At 54.5% G+C, this 16,063-nt stretch carries 12 protein-coding genes and 1 riboswitch; of the genes, 8 read left to right on the plus strand and 4 right to left on the minus strand.

The genetic code is table 11. From position 1 onward, the window contains the following. Positions 1–174 precede the first annotated feature (174 nt). Both ppc and argE read right to left on the minus strand, forming a co-directional pair. A complete protein-coding gene (gene ppc, locus DBY68_RS12380) occupies positions 175–2,826 on the minus strand; it encodes a phosphoenolpyruvate carboxylase (protein WP_108476325.1) in 2,652 nt (883 codons plus the stop codon). A gap of 300 nt (positions 2,827–3,126) precedes the next feature. Further along, positions 3,127–4,278, minus strand: a complete 1,152-nt coding sequence (argE, locus tag DBY68_RS12385) for an acetylornithine deacetylase (RefSeq protein ID WP_108476326.1) — start codon at positions 4,276–4,278, stop codon at positions 3,127–3,129. 181 nt (positions 4,279–4,459) lie between these two features. On the opposite strand from argE, the gene argC reads away from it, so the two are divergent. From argC to oxyR, 4 genes are all read left to right on the plus strand, one after another. Then, positions 4,460–5,464, plus strand: a complete 1,005-nt coding sequence (gene argC, locus DBY68_RS12390; RefSeq protein ID WP_108476327.1) for an N-acetyl-gamma-glutamyl-phosphate reductase — start codon at positions 4,460–4,462, stop codon at positions 5,462–5,464. 12 nt (positions 5,465–5,476) lie between these two features. Continuing rightward, positions 5,477–6,250 carry an acetylglutamate kinase gene (argB, locus tag DBY68_RS12395; RefSeq protein ID WP_108476328.1) on the plus strand — a complete coding sequence of 258 codons (774 nt, stop codon included), beginning with the start codon at positions 5,477–5,479 and terminating at the stop codon, positions 6,248–6,250. Between the two features lie 101 nt (positions 6,251–6,351). Next, a complete protein-coding gene (gene argH / locus DBY68_RS12400) occupies positions 6,352–7,725 on the plus strand; it encodes an argininosuccinate lyase (protein WP_108476329.1) in 1,374 nt (457 codons plus the stop codon). 351 nt (positions 7,726–8,076) lie between these two features. Further along, positions 8,077–8,997, plus strand: a complete 921-nt coding sequence (gene oxyR, locus DBY68_RS12405) for a DNA-binding transcriptional regulator OxyR (protein WP_108476330.1) — start codon at positions 8,077–8,079, stop codon at positions 8,995–8,997. Here oxyR and sthA read toward each other — a convergent pair. Continuing rightward, entirely contained in the window at positions 8,980–10,380 is a 1,401-nt protein-coding gene (gene sthA / locus DBY68_RS12410; protein ID WP_015966477.1) for a Si-specific NAD(P)(+) transhydrogenase, read from the minus strand. The two genes, oxyR and sthA, sit on opposite strands and share 18 nt — an antisense overlap. Positions 10,381–10,577: 197 nt before the next feature. Here sthA and fabR point away from each other — a divergent pair, with 197 nt between their 5' ends. Together fabR and DBY68_RS12420 are read left to right on the plus strand one after the other, a co-directional pair. Continuing rightward, complete coding sequence (gene fabR / locus DBY68_RS12415) at positions 10,578–11,213, plus strand: HTH-type transcriptional repressor FabR (protein ID WP_015966476.1); 636 nt, start codon at positions 10,578–10,580, stop codon at positions 11,211–11,213. Positions 11,214–11,228: 15 nt separating this feature from the next. Next, entirely contained in the window at positions 11,229–11,588 is a 360-nt protein-coding gene (locus DBY68_RS12420; RefSeq protein WP_108476331.1) for a YijD family membrane protein, read from the plus strand. A gap of 54 nt (positions 11,589–11,642) precedes the next feature. Here the strand turns inward: DBY68_RS12420 and trmA are convergent, their stop codons facing one another. Further along, a complete protein-coding gene (gene trmA, locus DBY68_RS12425) occupies positions 11,643–12,743 on the minus strand; it encodes a tRNA (uridine(54)-C5)-methyltransferase TrmA (protein ID WP_108476332.1) in 1,101 nt (366 codons plus the stop codon). Positions 12,744–12,857: 114 nt separating this feature from the next. Continuing rightward, a riboswitch (cobalamin riboswitch) is annotated at positions 12,858–13,040 on the plus strand. A 65-nt stretch (positions 13,041–13,105) separates the two neighbouring features. On the opposite strand from trmA, the gene btuB reads away from it, so the two are divergent. Together btuB and murI are read left to right on the plus strand one after the other, a co-directional pair. Then, positions 13,106–14,974 carry a TonB-dependent vitamin B12 receptor BtuB gene (btuB, locus tag DBY68_RS12430; protein WP_108476333.1) on the plus strand — a complete coding sequence of 623 codons (1,869 nt, stop codon included), beginning with the start codon at positions 13,106–13,108 and terminating at the stop codon, positions 14,972–14,974. Then, on the plus strand, positions 14,919–15,770 hold the full coding sequence (gene murI, locus DBY68_RS12435) for a glutamate racemase (protein ID WP_108476334.1): 852 nt from the start codon (positions 14,919–14,921) through the stop codon (positions 15,768–15,770). Before btuB ends, murI begins: the two co-directional genes overlap by 56 nt. Positions 15,771–16,063 lie beyond the last annotated feature (293 nt).

The raw sequence follows: 16,063 nt of genomic DNA on the forward strand, positions 1-16,063 counted from the left end.
AAGTGAACCTTAAGGTGCACTCCAGCAGTTATTGTTTCGGCAGTAAAAAATCACGTTTAGCAAATGGGTAGACAGGGCGAAGATGAAAAGGTTTTGCGGTGAAACTAAAAAATAAATGCGCTTAACTCGGTGTGAGCCAGCGCACTTATTTCGTTGAGACTTAACTTAAATTGATTAGCCGGTGTTACGCATACCTGCTGCAACGCCTGCGATAGTCACCATCAGCGCCTGCTCAACGTTAGGATCCGGCTCTTTGCCTTCTTCTTCCGCCAGACGTGAACGGTGCAGCAGCTCGGCCTGGAGTACGTTTAGCGGGTCGGTATAGATGTTACGCAGCTGAATAGACTCGGCGATCCACGGCAGGTCGGCCATCAAATGCGCGTCGTTGGCAATCGCCAGCACCACTTTGATATCGGCTTCCAGCAAGGTGCGGAGTTCTTCACCGAGACCCCACAGCTCCTTTTTCACCAGACGCTGATCGTAGTATTCCGCCAGCCAGAGATCCGCTTTTGCGAACACCATTTCCAGCATACCCAGACGGGTGGAGAAGAACGGCCAGTCGCGACACATGGCTTCAAGCTGGCTCTGTTTGCCATCTTCCACCACTTTTTGCAGCGCCGCACCCGCGCCCAGCCAGGCGGGCAGCATCAGGCGGTTCTGCGTCCAGGCGAAGATCCACGGAATGGCACGCAGGGATTCCACACCGCCGGTTGGGCGACGTTTTGCCGGACGTGAACCGAGCGGCAGTTTGCCCAGTTCTTGTTCCGGCGTCGCGGAGCGGAAGTAAGGCACGAAATCTTTGTTTTCACGCACGTAGCCGCGGTACATCTCGCAGGAGATATCGGACAGCTCGTCCATGATGCCGCGCCACTCCTCTTTTGGCTCCGGCGGCGGTAACAGGTTCGCTTCCAGAATCGCACTGGTATACAGCGACAGGCTGCTGACGGTGACTTCCGGCAGGCCGTATTTGAAGCGAATCATCTCGCCCTGTTCGGTCACGCGCAGGCCGCCTTTTAAGCTTCCCGGCGGTTGAGAGAGCAGTGCCGCATGGGCTGGCGCGCCGCCACGGCCAATCGAGCCGCCGCGACCGTGGAACAGGGTGAGTTCGATACCGGCTTTTTCGCAGGTTTTGATCAGCGCGTCCTGTGCCTGGTACTGCGCCCAGGAGGCGGCCATTACGCCCGCGTCTTTCGCGGAGTCGGAATAGCCAATCATCACCATCTGTTTGCCCTGAATAAAGCCGCGATACCAGTCGATATTCAGCAACTGGGTCATGACATCGTTCGAGTTGTTCAGATCATCAAGGGTTTCAAACAGCGGCGCCACCGGCAGAGCAAAAGTAATGCCCGCTTCTTTCAGCAGAAGATGCACAGCCAGTACGTCGGACGGCGTTTTCGCCATCGAGATGACATAGGCGGCGACCGAGCCAACCGGCGCATCGACAATCGCTTTACAGGTATTGAGGACTTCGCGCGTTTCGTTGCTTGGCTCCCAGCTACGCGGCAGCAGCGGGCGCTTGGAATTCAGTTCACGGATCAGGAACGCCTGTTTGTCGGCTTCTGACCAGCTTTCATAGTCGCCGATACCGAGATAACGAGTCAGCTCGCCGAGCGCTTCAGTGTGGCGAGTGCTCTCCTGACGGACGTCAATACGTACCAGCGGTACGCCGAAACACTTCACGCGGCGCAGGGTGTCGAGCAGTTCGCCGTTGGCGATAATGCCCATTCCGCAGGCTTGCAGGGATTTATAGCAGGCGTAAAGCGGATCCCACAGTTGTTCGTTCTGGCTGATTAAACCCGCCGGTTTCGGCAGACGCTGGCCTTTCAGGCGCGCTTCCAGCCAGGATTGGGTGGCCATTAACTGGCTGCGAATGTTTTTCAGCAGATAGCGGTACGGCTCCTGAGCGCCTTCTTCGCCTACCAGGGCGCGCAGCTCATCGGTGCACTCGACCATCGACAGTTCGGAGATCAGCAACTGAATATCTTTCAGGAACAGGTCGGTCGCTTTCCAGCGGCTCAGCAGCAGGACGTGACGGGTAATTTCAGCGGTAACGTTCGGGTTGCCGTCACGGTCGCCACCCATCCAGGAGGTAAAGCGAACGGGCACGAAGTCGACCGGCAGGCGGTAGTTCAGATTCTCTTCAAGCTGTTCGTTAAGCTCGCGGAGGTAATTGGGCACGCCTTCCCACAGGCTGTTTTCCACCACGGCGAAGCCCCATTTTGCTTCATCCACCGGGCTTGGGCGGTGCTTACGGATTTCATCCGTGTGCCAGGACTGAGCAATCAGCTGACGCAGGCGGCGCATCAACTGGTTACGCTCGTAGTCGGCGATATCTTTGTTATCCAGTTGCTTCAGGCAGCCGTTGATTTCGCCCATTTTGTGGATCAGCGTGCGGCGCGTGATTTCGGTCGGGTGAGCGGTCAGAACCAGCTCCAGCGACAGCGATTCGACGGCTTTTTTAATGGTGGCTTCGGTGAGATTGGGTTGGTCTTTGAGTTTACGCAGCGTACGCGCAATCACTTCCGGGTTGCTCGCGGCTTCACCTTTCGGCGAGATGCTGTGATATTGCTCGGCGGTATTCGCCAGGTTCAGAAACTGGCTGAAGGCTCGTGCCACCGGCAGCAGTTCATCATTGGAGAGGTTTTGCAGCGTTGTCAGCAGTTCCTGACGATCGGCTTCGTTGCCAGCACGCGAGGATTTCGACAATTTACGGATAGTTTCTACACGGTCAAGAATGTTCTCACCAAGCGCATCCCTGATGGTATCGCCTAGCACTTTACCGAGCATACTGACATTACTACGCAACGCGGAATATTGTTCGTTCATGTTAACCCAGACACCCCATCTCATTTTATTTTGTTATACCCCAGGCTTCGGAACGCAAAGCCAGGATAAGCAACCTCCTTTATAAAGCCACGTAAAAACCCCCACGTCAATTGCTGCGAAATCGCTTCAGCAATCGAGTAAATCGCAGCAATTTACGAAATTTAATTCGCATCGTGTCAGATAAGTAATGCTTATGGAAATAGAGGGCGCAGATGCCCTCACCCCGGCCCTCTCCCACAGGGAGAGGGAGAAAATCGGGTCTCTCTCCCTTGAGGGAGAGGGTTAGGGTGAGGGGACATATCAATGCCAGCAGAAGTGATGCACAACCTGGGTAATCAATTCGCGCGTCGGCTTAATAAAGCGCGTTTCCAGATATTCATCCGGCTGGTGGGCCTGATTGATAGAGCCGGGTCCGAGCACCAGCGTCGGGCACAACGTTTGAATGAACGGTGCTTCGGTACAGTAGTTCACCACCTCGGTTTGTGTACCGAGCAGTTTTTCGACGACCTGAACTAACTGGTGGTCTGGCGGGCATTCGTAACCCGGGATCGGCGGATGCAGTTCTGAGACGGTCAATCGGCCAGGCCACTGAGCGCTCACCGGTTCCAGCGCTTCATCCAGCAACCCATTGAGATCGTTCAACGTCATGCCCGGCAACGGGCGAATATCCATATGCAGTTCACAGCAGGCGCAGATACGGTTCGATGCATCGCCGCCGTGAATGGCACCGAGGTTGAGCGTCGGGTAAGGCACGGTAAACGCGTCGTAGTGATAGCGCTCTTTCAGTGCGTCCCGTAGTTGCATCACGCGGCCAATCGCGTCATGCATGATTTCAATGGCGTTGACGCCGCGCGCCGGGTCGCTGGAGTGGCCTGACTGCCCCATTACGCGAATGGCGCTGGAGATGTGGCCTTTATGTGCGCGCACAGGCTGTAATGATGTTGGTTCGCCGATGATGGCACAGTCCGGGCGCAGAGCAGTGGTTTCGGCAAAGTAGCGCGCGCCAGCCATACTGGTCTCTTCATCGGCGGTCGCCAGAATGTAGAGCGGCTTTTTCAGCGTTGATACGTCCACATCGCGCAGCGCATCGAGGATAAAGGCGAAGAAGCCTTTCATGTCAGCGGTGCCCAGGCCGTAGAGTTTGTTTTCATGCTCGGTCAGGGTGAAGGGATCGCGCGTCCAGCGGCCATCGTCGAACGGCACGGTATCCGTGTGACCGGCAAGCAGCAGGCCGCCTGCGCCGTTTCCGGTGCTGGCCAGCATATTGAATTTATTGCGTGTGCCAGGAACCGGTTGGATCTCAACGTTAAAGCCTAACGAGGCAAACCAGTCGCCGAGCAGAGTGATTAAAGACGCATTACTTTGATCAAGCGCTTCTTCGGTCGCGCTGATGGAAGGTGTGGCGATCAATGCACGGTAAATCTCGATAAATGGCGGTAAATTGTTTTTCATTGTTGACACACCTCAGGTCGTGATAGTATCAATATTCATGCAGTATTTGTGAATAAAAATACAATATCGTTGAGCGTAAGAAAACCCTTAAACCGTAGGGTGAAAGGCAAAGGACGCTCAACAGGGTGAGGAAGATAAGCATTCTTCCCAGGCATATGACGTAAGAAGGTGAACAGCCCCGATGTTGAATACGCTGATTGTAGGTGCCAGTGGCTATGCTGGCGCAGAGCTTGTGACCTATGTAAATCGCCATCCGCATATGAACATAACCGCTTTGACGGTCTCAGCGCAAAGCAATGATGCAGGAAAGTTAATCTCTGACCTGCATCCTCAGCTGAAGGGCATTGTGGATTTGCCATTGCAGCCGATGTCGGATATCAGTGAATTCAGCGCCGGTGTGGATGTGGTTTTCCTCGCCACTGCGCACGAAGTCAGCCACGACCTGGCACCGCAGTTTCTGGACGCTGGTTGCGTGGTTTTTGACCTCTCCGGAGCGTTTCGCGTCAACAACGCGCCTTTCTACGAAAAATATTACGGCTTCACCCATCAGCATCCTGAATTACTTGAGCAGGCGGTGTATGGCCTTGCCGAATGGTGCGGGGACGCGCTGAAAGAGACCAACCTGATCGCCGTGCCGGGTTGCTACCCGACGGCAGCGCAGCTTTCGCTTAAACCGCTGATTGATGCCGATTTGCTGGATCTCACTCAATGGCCAGTGATCGACGCCACCAGTGGCGTGAGCGGTGCCGGGCGTAAAGCGGCGCTCTCTAACAGTTTCTGTGAGGTGAGCCTGCAACCGTATGGCGTGTTTAACCATCGCCATCATCCGGAAATTTCAACCCACCTGGGGGCGCAGGTGATTTTTACCCCGCACCTGGGTAACTTTAAACGTGGCATCCTCGAAACCATCACCTGCCGCCTGAAACCGGGCGTGAATGCCGAACAGGTGGCGGCGACCTACCAGCAGGCGTATGCCCACAAACCGCTGGTGCGTCTGTATGACAAAGGCGTTCCGGCGCTGAAAAACGTGGTCGGTTTACCGTTCTGCGATATCGGTTTTGCCGTGCAGGACCAGCACCTGATTGTGGTGGCCGCGGAAGATAACCTGTTAAAAGGCGCCGCGGCACAGGCTATACAGTGCGCGAATATTCGTTTCGGCTTCGTCGAGACGCAGTCTCTTCTTTAAGGTGTGATGACGATGAATCCATTAATTATCAAATTAGGCGGCGTGTTGCTGGATAGCGAAGAAGCGCTGGAGCGTCTGTTTACTGCGCTGGTGAATTATCGTGAGTCACATCAGCGCCCGTTAGTGATTGTGCATGGCGGTGGCTGCGTGGTGGATGAGCTGATGAAGCAGCTTAACCTGCCGGTGAAAAAGAAAAATGGCCTGCGCGTGACGCCTGCTGACCAGATAGACATCATCACCGGCGCGCTGGCGGGTACGGCCAACAAAACGCTACTGGCGTGGGCAAAGAAACATGATATCGCCTCTGTAGGCCTGTTCCTGGGCGATGGCGATAGCGTCAACGTGACCAAACTCGATGAAGAACTGGGCCACGTTGGCCTGGCGATGCCGGGTTCGCCAAAACTCATTAACCTGCTGCTGGACGGCGGCTTCCTGCCGGTTGTCAGTTCAATTGGCGTGACGGCTGAAGGTGAGCTGATGAACGTCAATGCCGACCAGGCCGCTACAGCGCTGGCGTCGACGCTGGGCGCGGATCTGATTCTGCTTTCTGACGTGAGCGGCATTCTTGACGGTAAAGGTCAGCGTATCGCCGAGATGACGGCGGAAAAAGCAGAGCAACTGATCGAACAGGGCATTATTACCGATGGCATGATTGTGAAAGTGAATGCGGCGCTGGATGCCGCGCGTACGCTGGGTCGCCCGGTGGATATCGCCTCATGGCGTCATGCGGAGCAACTGCCGGCGCTGTTCAACGGCACGCCGATTGGCACGCGGATTCTGGCTTAATATTTTCCCTCACCCTAACCCTCTCCCACAGGGAGAGGGGATTGTTCGGTGCGTGAGGGTAGCTTTCAGGCAACATTAAACGAATTTTAAGGAAACGAGTTATGGCACTTTGGGGCGGGCGTTTTACTCAGGCAGCGGATCAACGGTTCAAACAGTTCAACGACTCTTTGCGCTTCGACTATCGCCTGGCGGAACAGGATATTACTGGCTCTGTCGCCTGGTCTAAAGCGCTGGTCACGGTCGGCGTGTTGACTGCTGAAGAGCAGCAGCAACTGGAAGAGGCGCTGAACGTGCTGCTGGAAGAGGTTCGTGCGAACCCGCAGCAAATTCTGCAAAGCGATGCCGAAGACATCCATAGCTGGGTGGAAGGTAAGCTCATCGATAAAGTCGGGCAACTGGGCAAAAAACTGCATACCGGGCGCAGCCGTAACGATCAGGTGGCGACCGATCTGAAACTGTGGTGCAAAGATACCGTTGCGGAGTTGCTGTCGGCTAACCGTCAGTTGCAGAGCGCGCTGGTGGAAACCGCGCAGCAGAATCAGGATGCCGTGATGCCGGGTTACACGCACTTACAGCGTGCGCAGCCGGTGACTTTTGCTCACTGGTGTCTGGCCTATGTTGAAATGCTGGCGCGTGATGAAAGCCGTCTGCAGGATGCAGTAAAACGCCTCGATGTCAGCCCGCTGGGTAGCGGTGCGCTGGCGGGTACGGCTTACGAAATCGATCGTGAACAACTGGCTGGCTGGTTAGGTTTTGCCTCTGCAACGCGCAACAGTCTGGACAGCGTTTCTGACCGCGACCACGTGCTGGAACTGCTGTCCAATGCCTCAATCGGCATGGTGCATTTATCGCGCTTTGCTGAAGATTTGATCTTCTTTAACTCCGGCGAAGCGAATTTCGTCGAACTGTCTGACCGTGTGACCTCGGGGTCTTCCCTGATGCCGCAGAAGAAAAATCCGGATGCGCTGGAGCTGATTCGCGGTAAGTGTGGCCGCGTGCAGGGCGCGTTGACTGGCATGATGATGACGCTGAAAGGTCTGCCGCTGGCGTATAACAAAGATATGCAGGAAGACAAAGAGGGCCTGTTCGACGCGCTCGACACCTGGCTGGACTGCCTGCATATGGCGGCGCTGGTGCTGGACGGCATTCAGGTGAAACGCCCGCGTTGCCAGGAAGCGGCGCAGCAGGGTTACGCCAACGCGACAGAACTGGCGGATTATCTGGTTGCTAAAGGCGTGCCATTCCGTGAAGCGCACCATATCGTCGGTGAAGCGGTGGTCGAAGCGATTAAACAGGGCAAACCGCTGGAAGCGCTGGCGCTGGCGGATCTGCAAAAATTCAGCAGCGTGATCGGCGATGATGTATATCCGATCCTGTCCCTGCAATCGTGCCTGGATAAACGTGCGGCGAAAGGCGGCGTGTCACCGAAGCAGGTGGCGCAGGCGATTAGCGATGCGAAACAGCGTTTGATTTAACGAGAATCTCCCCTCACCCTAACCCTCTCCCTCAGGGAGAGGGGACCGATCGAGCACAGACATAAGTTCACAATTATTCTGCGGACTCGCCCCTCTCCCTGAGGGAGAGGGGTTGGGGTGAGGGGTATTCGTACAAAAAAAATGCGGACCTGAGGGTCCGCAAACGTTCACGTTGGCTTTAGTTATTTCGAGTTTGAGAGAAACTCTGCGAAACATCACGGTGACTTCAAGGGTTAAGGAGGTACCGTTCCGTTTCTGTGTTGCATTATTGAACAGAAAGCTTGATAGGGATAATCGTTCGTTGCTATTCTATCTATCGCCGCGAACTATCGTGGCAATGGAGGATGAATAATGAATATTCGTGATCTTGAATACCTGGTCGCGTTAGCCGAACACCGGCATTTCCGTCGGGCGGCAGACTCGTGCCACGTCAGTCAGCCAACGCTGAGTGGGCAGATCCGCAAGCTGGAAGATGAGCTGGGCGTGATGTTGCTGGAACGCACCAGCCGTAAAGTGCTTTTCACCCAGGCAGGCTTGCTGCTGGTGGATCAGGCGCGCACGGTGTTGCGTGAGGTCAAAGTGCTCAAGGAAATGGCAAGCCAGCAGGGAGAGACCATGTCCGGTCCGCTGCATATCGGTTTGATTCCGACGGTTGGGCCGTACCTGCTGCCGCACATTATCCCAATGCTTCACCAGACTTTCCCAAAACTCGAAATGTACCTGCATGAAGCGCAAACGCATCAACTGCTGGCACAGCTCGACAGCGGTAAGCTGGATTGCGCCATTCTGGCGCTGGTGAAAGAGAGCGAGGCGTTTATCGAAGTGCCTCTGTTTGATGAGCCAATGATGCTGGCGATCTATGAAGATCACCCGTGGGCCGAACGCGATCGCGTGCCGATGTCCGATCTGGCGGGGGAAAAACTGCTGATGCTGGAAGATGGTCACTGTCTGCGTGACCAGGCGCTCGGGTTCTGTTTTGAAGCGGGCGCTGATGAAGATACGCATTTCCGGGCAACCAGCCTCGAAACGCTGCGTAATATGGTGGCGGCAGGCAGCGGTATTACGCTGTTACCGGCACTGGCTGTGCCGCAGGAACGTCGCCGTGATGGCGTGATCTATCTGCCGTGCATTAAGCCAGAACCTCGCCGCACCGTGGGCCTTGTTTATCGTCCGGGATCACCCCTGCGCAGTCGCTATGAGCAACTGGCAGAGGCTATTCGTGGCACGATGGAAGGTCACTTCGACGAGAAAGCATTACCAAAGGCGGTTTAAACCATTAAGCGCCGCTACCCGATAGGCTTCGGCCATGGTCGGGTAGTTAAAGGTGGTGTTAACAAAGTACTCGATAGTGTTACCGCCGCCTTTTTGCTCCATGATTGCCTGGCCGATGTGAATAATCTCCGCCGCGCGTTCGCCAAAGCAGTGAATACCCAGAATCTCTTTCGTCTCCCGGTGGAACAGAATTTTCAGCGTTCCCACGTTCATGCCGACAATCTGCGCGCGCGCCAGGTGTTTAAACTGTGCCCGACCCACTTCATACGGCACTTTCATCGCCGTCAGTTGCTGTTCGGTTTTGCCCACAGAACTGATTTCCGGAATGGTGTAAATCCCGGTTGGAATGTCTTCCACCAGGTGCGCCGTCGCTTCGCCTTTTACCATCGCGTGCGCGGCAATGCGGCCCTGATCGTAGGCAGCAGACGCCAGGCTCGGATAGCCAATCACGTCCCCCACCGCGTAAATGTGCGGCAGGGCCGTCTGGTACATGCTGTTCACTTTTAACTGACCGCGGCTGTCACACTGCAGGCCGATGTTTTCCAGCGCCAGCGAATCGGTATTCCCGGTGCGTCCATTGGCATACAGCAGGCAGTCAGCTTTCAATTTCTTGCCGGATTTCAGGTGCATGATGACACCGTCGTCCAGACCTTCAATTTTCTCGTACTCTTCGTTGTGGCGAATGACCACACCGCTGTTCCAGAAATGATAAGAGAGCGAGTCCGACATCTCCTGGTCGAGGAACGCCAGCAGACGGTCGCGGGTGTTGATCAAATCAACTTTGACGTCCATTCCACGGAAAATGGAGGCGTACTCACAGCCAATTACCCCCGCGCCGTAGATAATGACGTGGCGAGGTTCGTGATGCAGGCTGAGGATTGAGTCGCTGTCGTAAATGCGCGGATGGCTGAAGTCGACGTCGGCAGGGCGGTAGGGGCGCGAGCCGCAGGCGATAACGAATTTTTCCGCCGTCAGCGTTTCGACCGAGCCGTCCGGGCACTCCAGCGCCAGCGTATGTTCGTCAACGAAATGCGCGTTGCCCTGCAAAATTTCGCAGTGATTACGCTCATAAAAGCCCTGACGCATGCGAGTCTGCTGATTAATCACGCTGTCAGCATGGTTCAGAATGTCGGCGAAAGAGGAGCGGAGAAGTCGGGTGTGGTCGCTGTAAAGGGGGTTCTGGTTGAATTCAATAATGCGGCTAACGGCATGACGAAGTGCTTTTGAGGGGATGGTGCCCCAGTGGGTACATCCGCCGCCGACATTATGATAACGCTCAATAACGGCGACACGCGCTCCCTGTTTCACCAGACCCATCGCAGCGCCTTCGCCGCCGGGGCCGGAACCAATTACTATTGCATCATAATCGTAGGAATTTGGCATGGTAAGGCTTACCTGTTCTTATACATAAAAGCAACAGAATCATAACATCTTCACTGTGATAACCCAATTATCATTGTGCTTTTTTCATGCAAAAGAGCATAAATCGCCCGTAAACAATCATTCACAAAGCAGTGTAAGTCGATTAGTTTTAATCTCTGGTATAGTGCCAACAAGGCATTTGGAAGGATTCAATCATCGTGATGGGCGTTAGAGCGCAACAAAAAGAAAAAACCAGGCGTTCGCTGGTGGAAGCAGCATTTAGTCAACTGAGTGCTGAGCGAAGCTTTGCCAGCCTGAGTCTGCGTGAAGTGGCCCGCGAAGCGGGCATTGCGCCAACCTCTTTTTACCGACATTTTCGTGACGTCGATGAATTGGGGCTGACGATGGTGGACGAAAGCGGCCTGATGCTGCGTCAGTTGATGCGTCAGGCGCGTCAGCGTATCGCCAAAGGCGGCAGCGTGATCCGTACTTCCGTGTCGACATTTATGGAGTTCATTGGGAATAACCCTAACGCTTTTCGCCTGCTTTTGCGCGAACGTTCCGGTACGTCTGCGGCGTTTCGCGCTGCGGTCGCGCGTGAAATTCAGCACTTCATCGCGGAACTTGCCGACTATCTGGAAATCGAAAACCATATGCCACGCGCCTTTACCGAGGCACAGGCAGAAGCGATGGTGACGATTGTCTTTAGCGCAGGCGCGGAAGCGTTAGATGTCACGCCGGAACAGCGCCGCCAGCTGGAAGAACGACTGGTGCTGCAATTGCGCATGATCTCGAAAGGCGCGTATTACTGGTATCGTCGCGAACAGGAAAAAACGACACATCATTCCGAATAAGGTGGAAGACGAGCAATGAAACAGTCAGGACAAGATAAAGGAACGCTGTTGCTGGCGCTGATCGCTGGCTTATCAATTAACGGAACTTTTGCGGCGCTGTTTAGCTCCATTGTGCCGTTCTCTGTATTCCCGATTATTGCGCTGGTGCTGACGGTGTACTGTCTGCATCAGCGGTATCAGAATCGCACGATGCCGGTGGGGTTGCCTGGCCTGGCTGCGGCCTGCTTTATTTTGGGCGTGCTGTTATACAGCACCGTGGTGCGCGCGGAATATCCGGATATCGGATCTAACTTCCTGCCAGCGGTGCTGTCGGTGATTCTGGTGTTCTGGATTGGCGTGAAAATGCGAAATCGGAAACACGAGGTTGCTGAATAACATGTGTTGTTTGCCGGATAAAGCGCTTACGCCGCCTCCGGCAAGACAAGGGTATTATTTCTTCGTTAGCAGAACGCCGCACTCCATATGGTGCGTATACGGGAACTGATCAAACAGCGCCAGACGCTCTACATTGTGCGTCTGGCCTAACGTTTCCAGATTCTGACAGAGGGTTTCCGGGTTGCAGGAGATGTACAGAATACGCGGATACGCCTGCACCATTTTCTCGGTTTCGCTGTCCAGCCCGCTGCGCGGCGGATCGACGAAAATCGTTTCACACTGATAGCTTTTTAAATCAATGCCCTGCAAACGGTTAAATTCCCGCACGCCGTTCATCGCCTGGGTAAACTCTTCCGCCGACATGCGAATAATCTGCACGTTATCAATGTGGTTTGCCGCAATATTGTATTGCGCGGCGGCGACGGACGGCTTGGCAATTTCGGTGGCCAGCACCCGGTCAAAGTTGCGCGCCAGCGCCAGCGAGAAGTTACCGTTCCCGCAGTAGAGCTCCAGCAAATCACCCGTAGAATTTTTCGTGGCGTTGAGCGCCCACTCCAGCATTTGCACGTTCATTGCCGCGTTCGGCTGGGTAAAGCTGTTTTCCACCTGACGGTAGATCATCTCTTTCCCGGCTACCGGCAGGCGTTCGTCGATATAGTCTTGATCCAGCGCGATTTTCGTTTTTGTCGCGCGGCCGATGATATGGACGTTCAGGTTCTGCGCGCGCAGGGCGTCGCGCAGCGCTTGCGCCTCGGCACGCCACGCGTCGTCGAGCTTTTTATGGTACAGCAGAGAAACGATCGCCTGATTGCTTTGCGTAGACAGGTAATCAATCTGGAACAGCTTGTGGCGCAGCGTGTGGTTATTACGCACGCCGTCCAGCATGGCGGTCATCAGCGTATTGATGAGCTCACTGGCCGCCGGGAAAGAATCTACGCGGATGCGGCTTTTGGTCTGCTGATCAAAAATGATGTGGTACAGGTCGTCACCCTCATGCCAGATACGAAATTCCGCACGCATGCGGTAATGACTGACTGGCGAGCGAAACACCTCCGGAACCGGCGCGTTGAATGGGGCCATCATCGTTTGCAGACGGACCACTTTCTCGGCCAGCTGCGCTTCGTATTGCTCGGTAGGAAGGTGTTCGGGGGTCATGATGCATCCTGAATAATAAAAGTACGCGGGGATTGTAGGGCCTGCTCAGGGGATGTCCAGCGATTGATGTTCTTCGAAATCGTAATAGCAGTCTGGACATCTATATGTAACTAAATGTAGCATCCGGGTTCCGGTCCTGTGAGTTAAAAGGGAATCCAGTGAAAATCTGGGGCTGACGCGCAGCGGTAAGGAGTGGTGGGATGAACGCATTTTGCAGACACTGCCTGAAAAGGTGGGAAGTCCTCATCCGGTAAACGCCCCCAAGCCCGAAGACCTGCCGGGTGACGTCGCACTGGGTTTTCATCATCGCGGGCTATTGATGAAACCGGCGGCATCCTTATTCTATTGTGGATGCTTTAACAATGATTAAAAAAACTTCGCTGATGACGGCGTTATCCGTCTCGGCTTTTTCCGTTTGGGCGCAGGACAGCACTACAGACACGCTCGTCGTAACAGCCAGTCGTTTCCAGCAGCCGGTCAATACCGTTCTCGCGCCGATGGATGTCGTCACCCGAGATGACATCGACCGCTGGCAGGCCAAAAATCTTAATGATGTGATGCGTCGCCTGCCGGGCGTCGATATCGCACAATATGGCGGGATGGGGCAGAGTTCTTCGCTCTTTATCCGCGGCACTGAAACCAGGCAGGTTTTGGTGCTGGTCGATGGCATTCCGATGACCCGCCCTGGTATCTCTAATAACCCCGACCTTAACCAGATTCCGCTTTCGTTAGTTCAGCGCGTAGAGTACATCCGTGGGCCGCGCTCGGCGATTTATGGTTCCGGTGCGATGGGGGGGGTTATCAACATCATTACCCACTCTGACGAGGAACAATCGAAAATTTCCGCCAGCATGGGCTCTAAAGGCTACCAACAATATGATGGCACATTGCGTCAGCGCTTTGGCGATACGGTAGCGACGGTGGCGGGCTCTTATGAAACCACCAAAGGATTTGATGTGCAGCCGGGCTCGACCTGGAACCACGATAACGATCGCGATGGCTTCCGCAATAAAACCTTCTGGGGAAGCCTGGAGCATAAATTCAACGATAGCTTCGATGGCTTCTTCCGTGGCCACAGCTATACCAATAATGTGGATTACGACCTGGGAAGCCCACCGTACTCACCAGCATACAGTGCGGATGAAGAGCAACTGTATAACCAGACTTGGGATACCGGCCTGCGATTCCATTCCGGAATCTACTCTTCGGAGCTTATCGCCAGCTATCAGAAGGTGAAGGACTATAACTACAGTAGCATTTATGGTCGTTATAAAGACGGCACAACGCTTGACCGCATGACCCAGCGTAACCTCCAGTGGGGGAACAACCTGATTGTCGGACATGGCTCGGTAAGTGCCGGGGTGGACTGGCAGCAACAGCGTTTGACTTCGTCGGATACGGCGATATCTGATACCTATAAGCGCGACAATACCGGGCTTTATCTCACCGGGCAGCAGCAGTTTGGTGACGTGACGCTGGAAGCATCGGGCCGTGAAGATCACGATGAGCAGTTTGGCTGGCACGGTACCTGGCAAACGGCGGCGGGCTGGCAGTTCGTCGAGAACTATAAAGTGACGTTATCGTATGGTACTGGTTTCCTGGCGCCATCGTTAGGTCAGCAGTTTGGTTCGACACGCTTTGGTATTAGTTCGAATCCGGACCTGAAACCGGAAGAATCGAAACAGTGGGAAGCGGGGCTGGAAGGTTTGACCGGGCCGCTGGACTGGCGTTTGTCAGCGTATCACTACAAGATTTCTAATCTGATTACCTACTATTCCGATCCGGTTACCTATGACGGAGAGTACGCTAACATTAACTCGGCGACCATTAAGGGAGTGGAGTGGACCGGTAGTTTTGATACGGGGATCGTTAATCATCGTGTGACGCTGCAATATATGGATCCGCGTAACGACGAGAATGATGAAGTGCTGGCGCGCCGCTCTAAGCGTCAGGCGAAATATCAACTCGACTGGACGATGTTTGATGTGGCTTTGGATGTGTCGTGGCAGTACTACGGTCGCCGCTACGATAACAACACGTCGCAATACAATCCGAAACAGCAGGTTTTACCGAGCTACAGCACGGTTGATGTTTCCGCGTCATATCCAGTCACCTCACAGCTCACAGTTCGTGGTAAAATAGCCAACCTGTTCGATAAAGATTACGAGACAGTTTATGGCTACCAAACTGCAGGACGGGAATACACCTTGTCTGGCAGCTACACCTTCTGAACCACGGCCTACCGTACTGGTGTTTGACTCCGGTGTCGGTGGGTTGTCGGTCTATGATGAGGTCCGTCAACTTTTGCCGGACCTTCATTACATCTACACCTTCGATAACGTTGCCTTTCCTTATGGGGAAAAAAGCGAAGCGTTCATTGTTGAGCGCGTGGTTGAGATTGTGACCGCCGTTCAGCAACGTTATCCGCTCTCCCTGGCGATTATCGCCTGCAACACTGCAAGCACCGTTTCATTGCCGGCCCTGCGTGAGAAGTTTGCCTTCCCGGTGGTCGGTGTGGTGCCGGCCATTAAGCCGGCGGCGCGTTTATCGGCGAACCGTATTGTCGGCTTGCTGGCAACGCGTGGCACGGTGAAGCGTCCTTATACGCATGAACTCATCGCTCGTTTTGCCAATGAATGCAAAATCGAAATGCTGGGTTCGGCAGAGCTGGTGGAGCTGGCGGAAGCGAAACTGCATGGCGATCCGGTTTCACTGGATGAGCTGCGTCGTATTCTGCGCCCGTGGCTGCGGATGCAGGAGCCGCCGGATACGGTTGTGCTCGGTTGTACGCATTTCCCGCTGCTGCGTGATGAACTGCTGCAGGTGCTCCCGGAAGGCACGCGGATGATCGATTCCGGCGCGGCGATTGCGCGTCGCACGGCCTGGCTGCTGGAGCATGAAGCGCCAGATGCGAAATCGACGGAAGAGAATAAAGCGTTTTGTATGGCACTGACCGACGAAACTGTACGACTTTTACCCGTCTTACAGCGCTACGGCTTCGAAACGCTTGAAAAACTGCCAGTTTAAAGCGGTTTTGCTCAAAAAAGAGACGGTTGAAAAGTTTTTTTTAAACAGGGGTTGTCAACGTCTCAGAACTCCCTATAATGCGCCTCCACTGACACGGAACAACGGCACGCACGCCGCCGGGTCAGCGAGGTTCTTAAGAGAACTTCAGCAGAGAAAAGTGAAATAAAACTTGACTCTGTAGCGGGATGGCTTAATATGCACACCCCGCGCCGCTGAGAAAAAGCGAAGCGGCACTGCTCTTTAACAATTTATCAGACAATCTGTGTGGGCACTCAACGATACGGATTCTTAAC

The organism is Pseudocitrobacter sp. RIT415, from assembly GCF_003057695.2.
In the GTDB taxonomy this organism is placed as follows: Bacteria; Pseudomonadota; Gammaproteobacteria; order Enterobacterales; family Enterobacteriaceae; genus Pseudocitrobacter; species Pseudocitrobacter faecalis.

What these genes read in the sequence shown, in the direction of transcription:
- ppc (WP_108476325.1), bottom strand. Translation starts at nt 2,826, where the DNA reads ATGAACGAACAATATTCCGCGTTGCGTAGTAATGTCAGTATGCTCGGT.
- argE (WP_108476326.1), bottom strand. Translation starts at nt 4,278, where the DNA reads ATGAAAAACAATTTACCGCCATTTATCGAGATTTACCGTGCATTGATC.
- argC (WP_108476327.1), top strand. Translation starts at nt 4,460, where the DNA reads ATGTTGAATACGCTGATTGTAGGTGCCAGTGGCTATGCTGGCGCAGAG.
- argB (WP_108476328.1), top strand. Translation starts at nt 5,477, where the DNA reads ATGAATCCATTAATTATCAAATTAGGCGGCGTGTTGCTGGATAGCGAA.
- argH (WP_108476329.1), top strand. Translation starts at nt 6,352, where the DNA reads ATGGCACTTTGGGGCGGGCGTTTTACTCAGGCAGCGGATCAACGGTTC.
- oxyR (WP_108476330.1), top strand. Translation starts at nt 8,077, where the DNA reads ATGAATATTCGTGATCTTGAATACCTGGTCGCGTTAGCCGAACACCGG.
- sthA (WP_015966477.1), bottom strand. Translation starts at nt 10,380, where the DNA reads ATGCCAAATTCCTACGATTATGATGCAATAGTAATTGGTTCCGGCCCC.
- DBY68_RS12420 (WP_108476331.1), top strand. Translation starts at nt 11,229, where the DNA reads ATGAAACAGTCAGGACAAGATAAAGGAACGCTGTTGCTGGCGCTGATC.
- trmA (WP_108476332.1), bottom strand. Translation starts at nt 12,743, where the DNA reads ATGACCCCCGAACACCTTCCTACCGAGCAATACGAAGCGCAGCTGGCC.
- btuB (WP_108476333.1), top strand. Translation starts at nt 13,106, where the DNA reads ATGATTAAAAAAACTTCGCTGATGACGGCGTTATCCGTCTCGGCTTTT.
- murI (WP_108476334.1), top strand. Translation starts at nt 14,919, where the DNA reads ATGGCTACCAAACTGCAGGACGGGAATACACCTTGTCTGGCAGCTACA.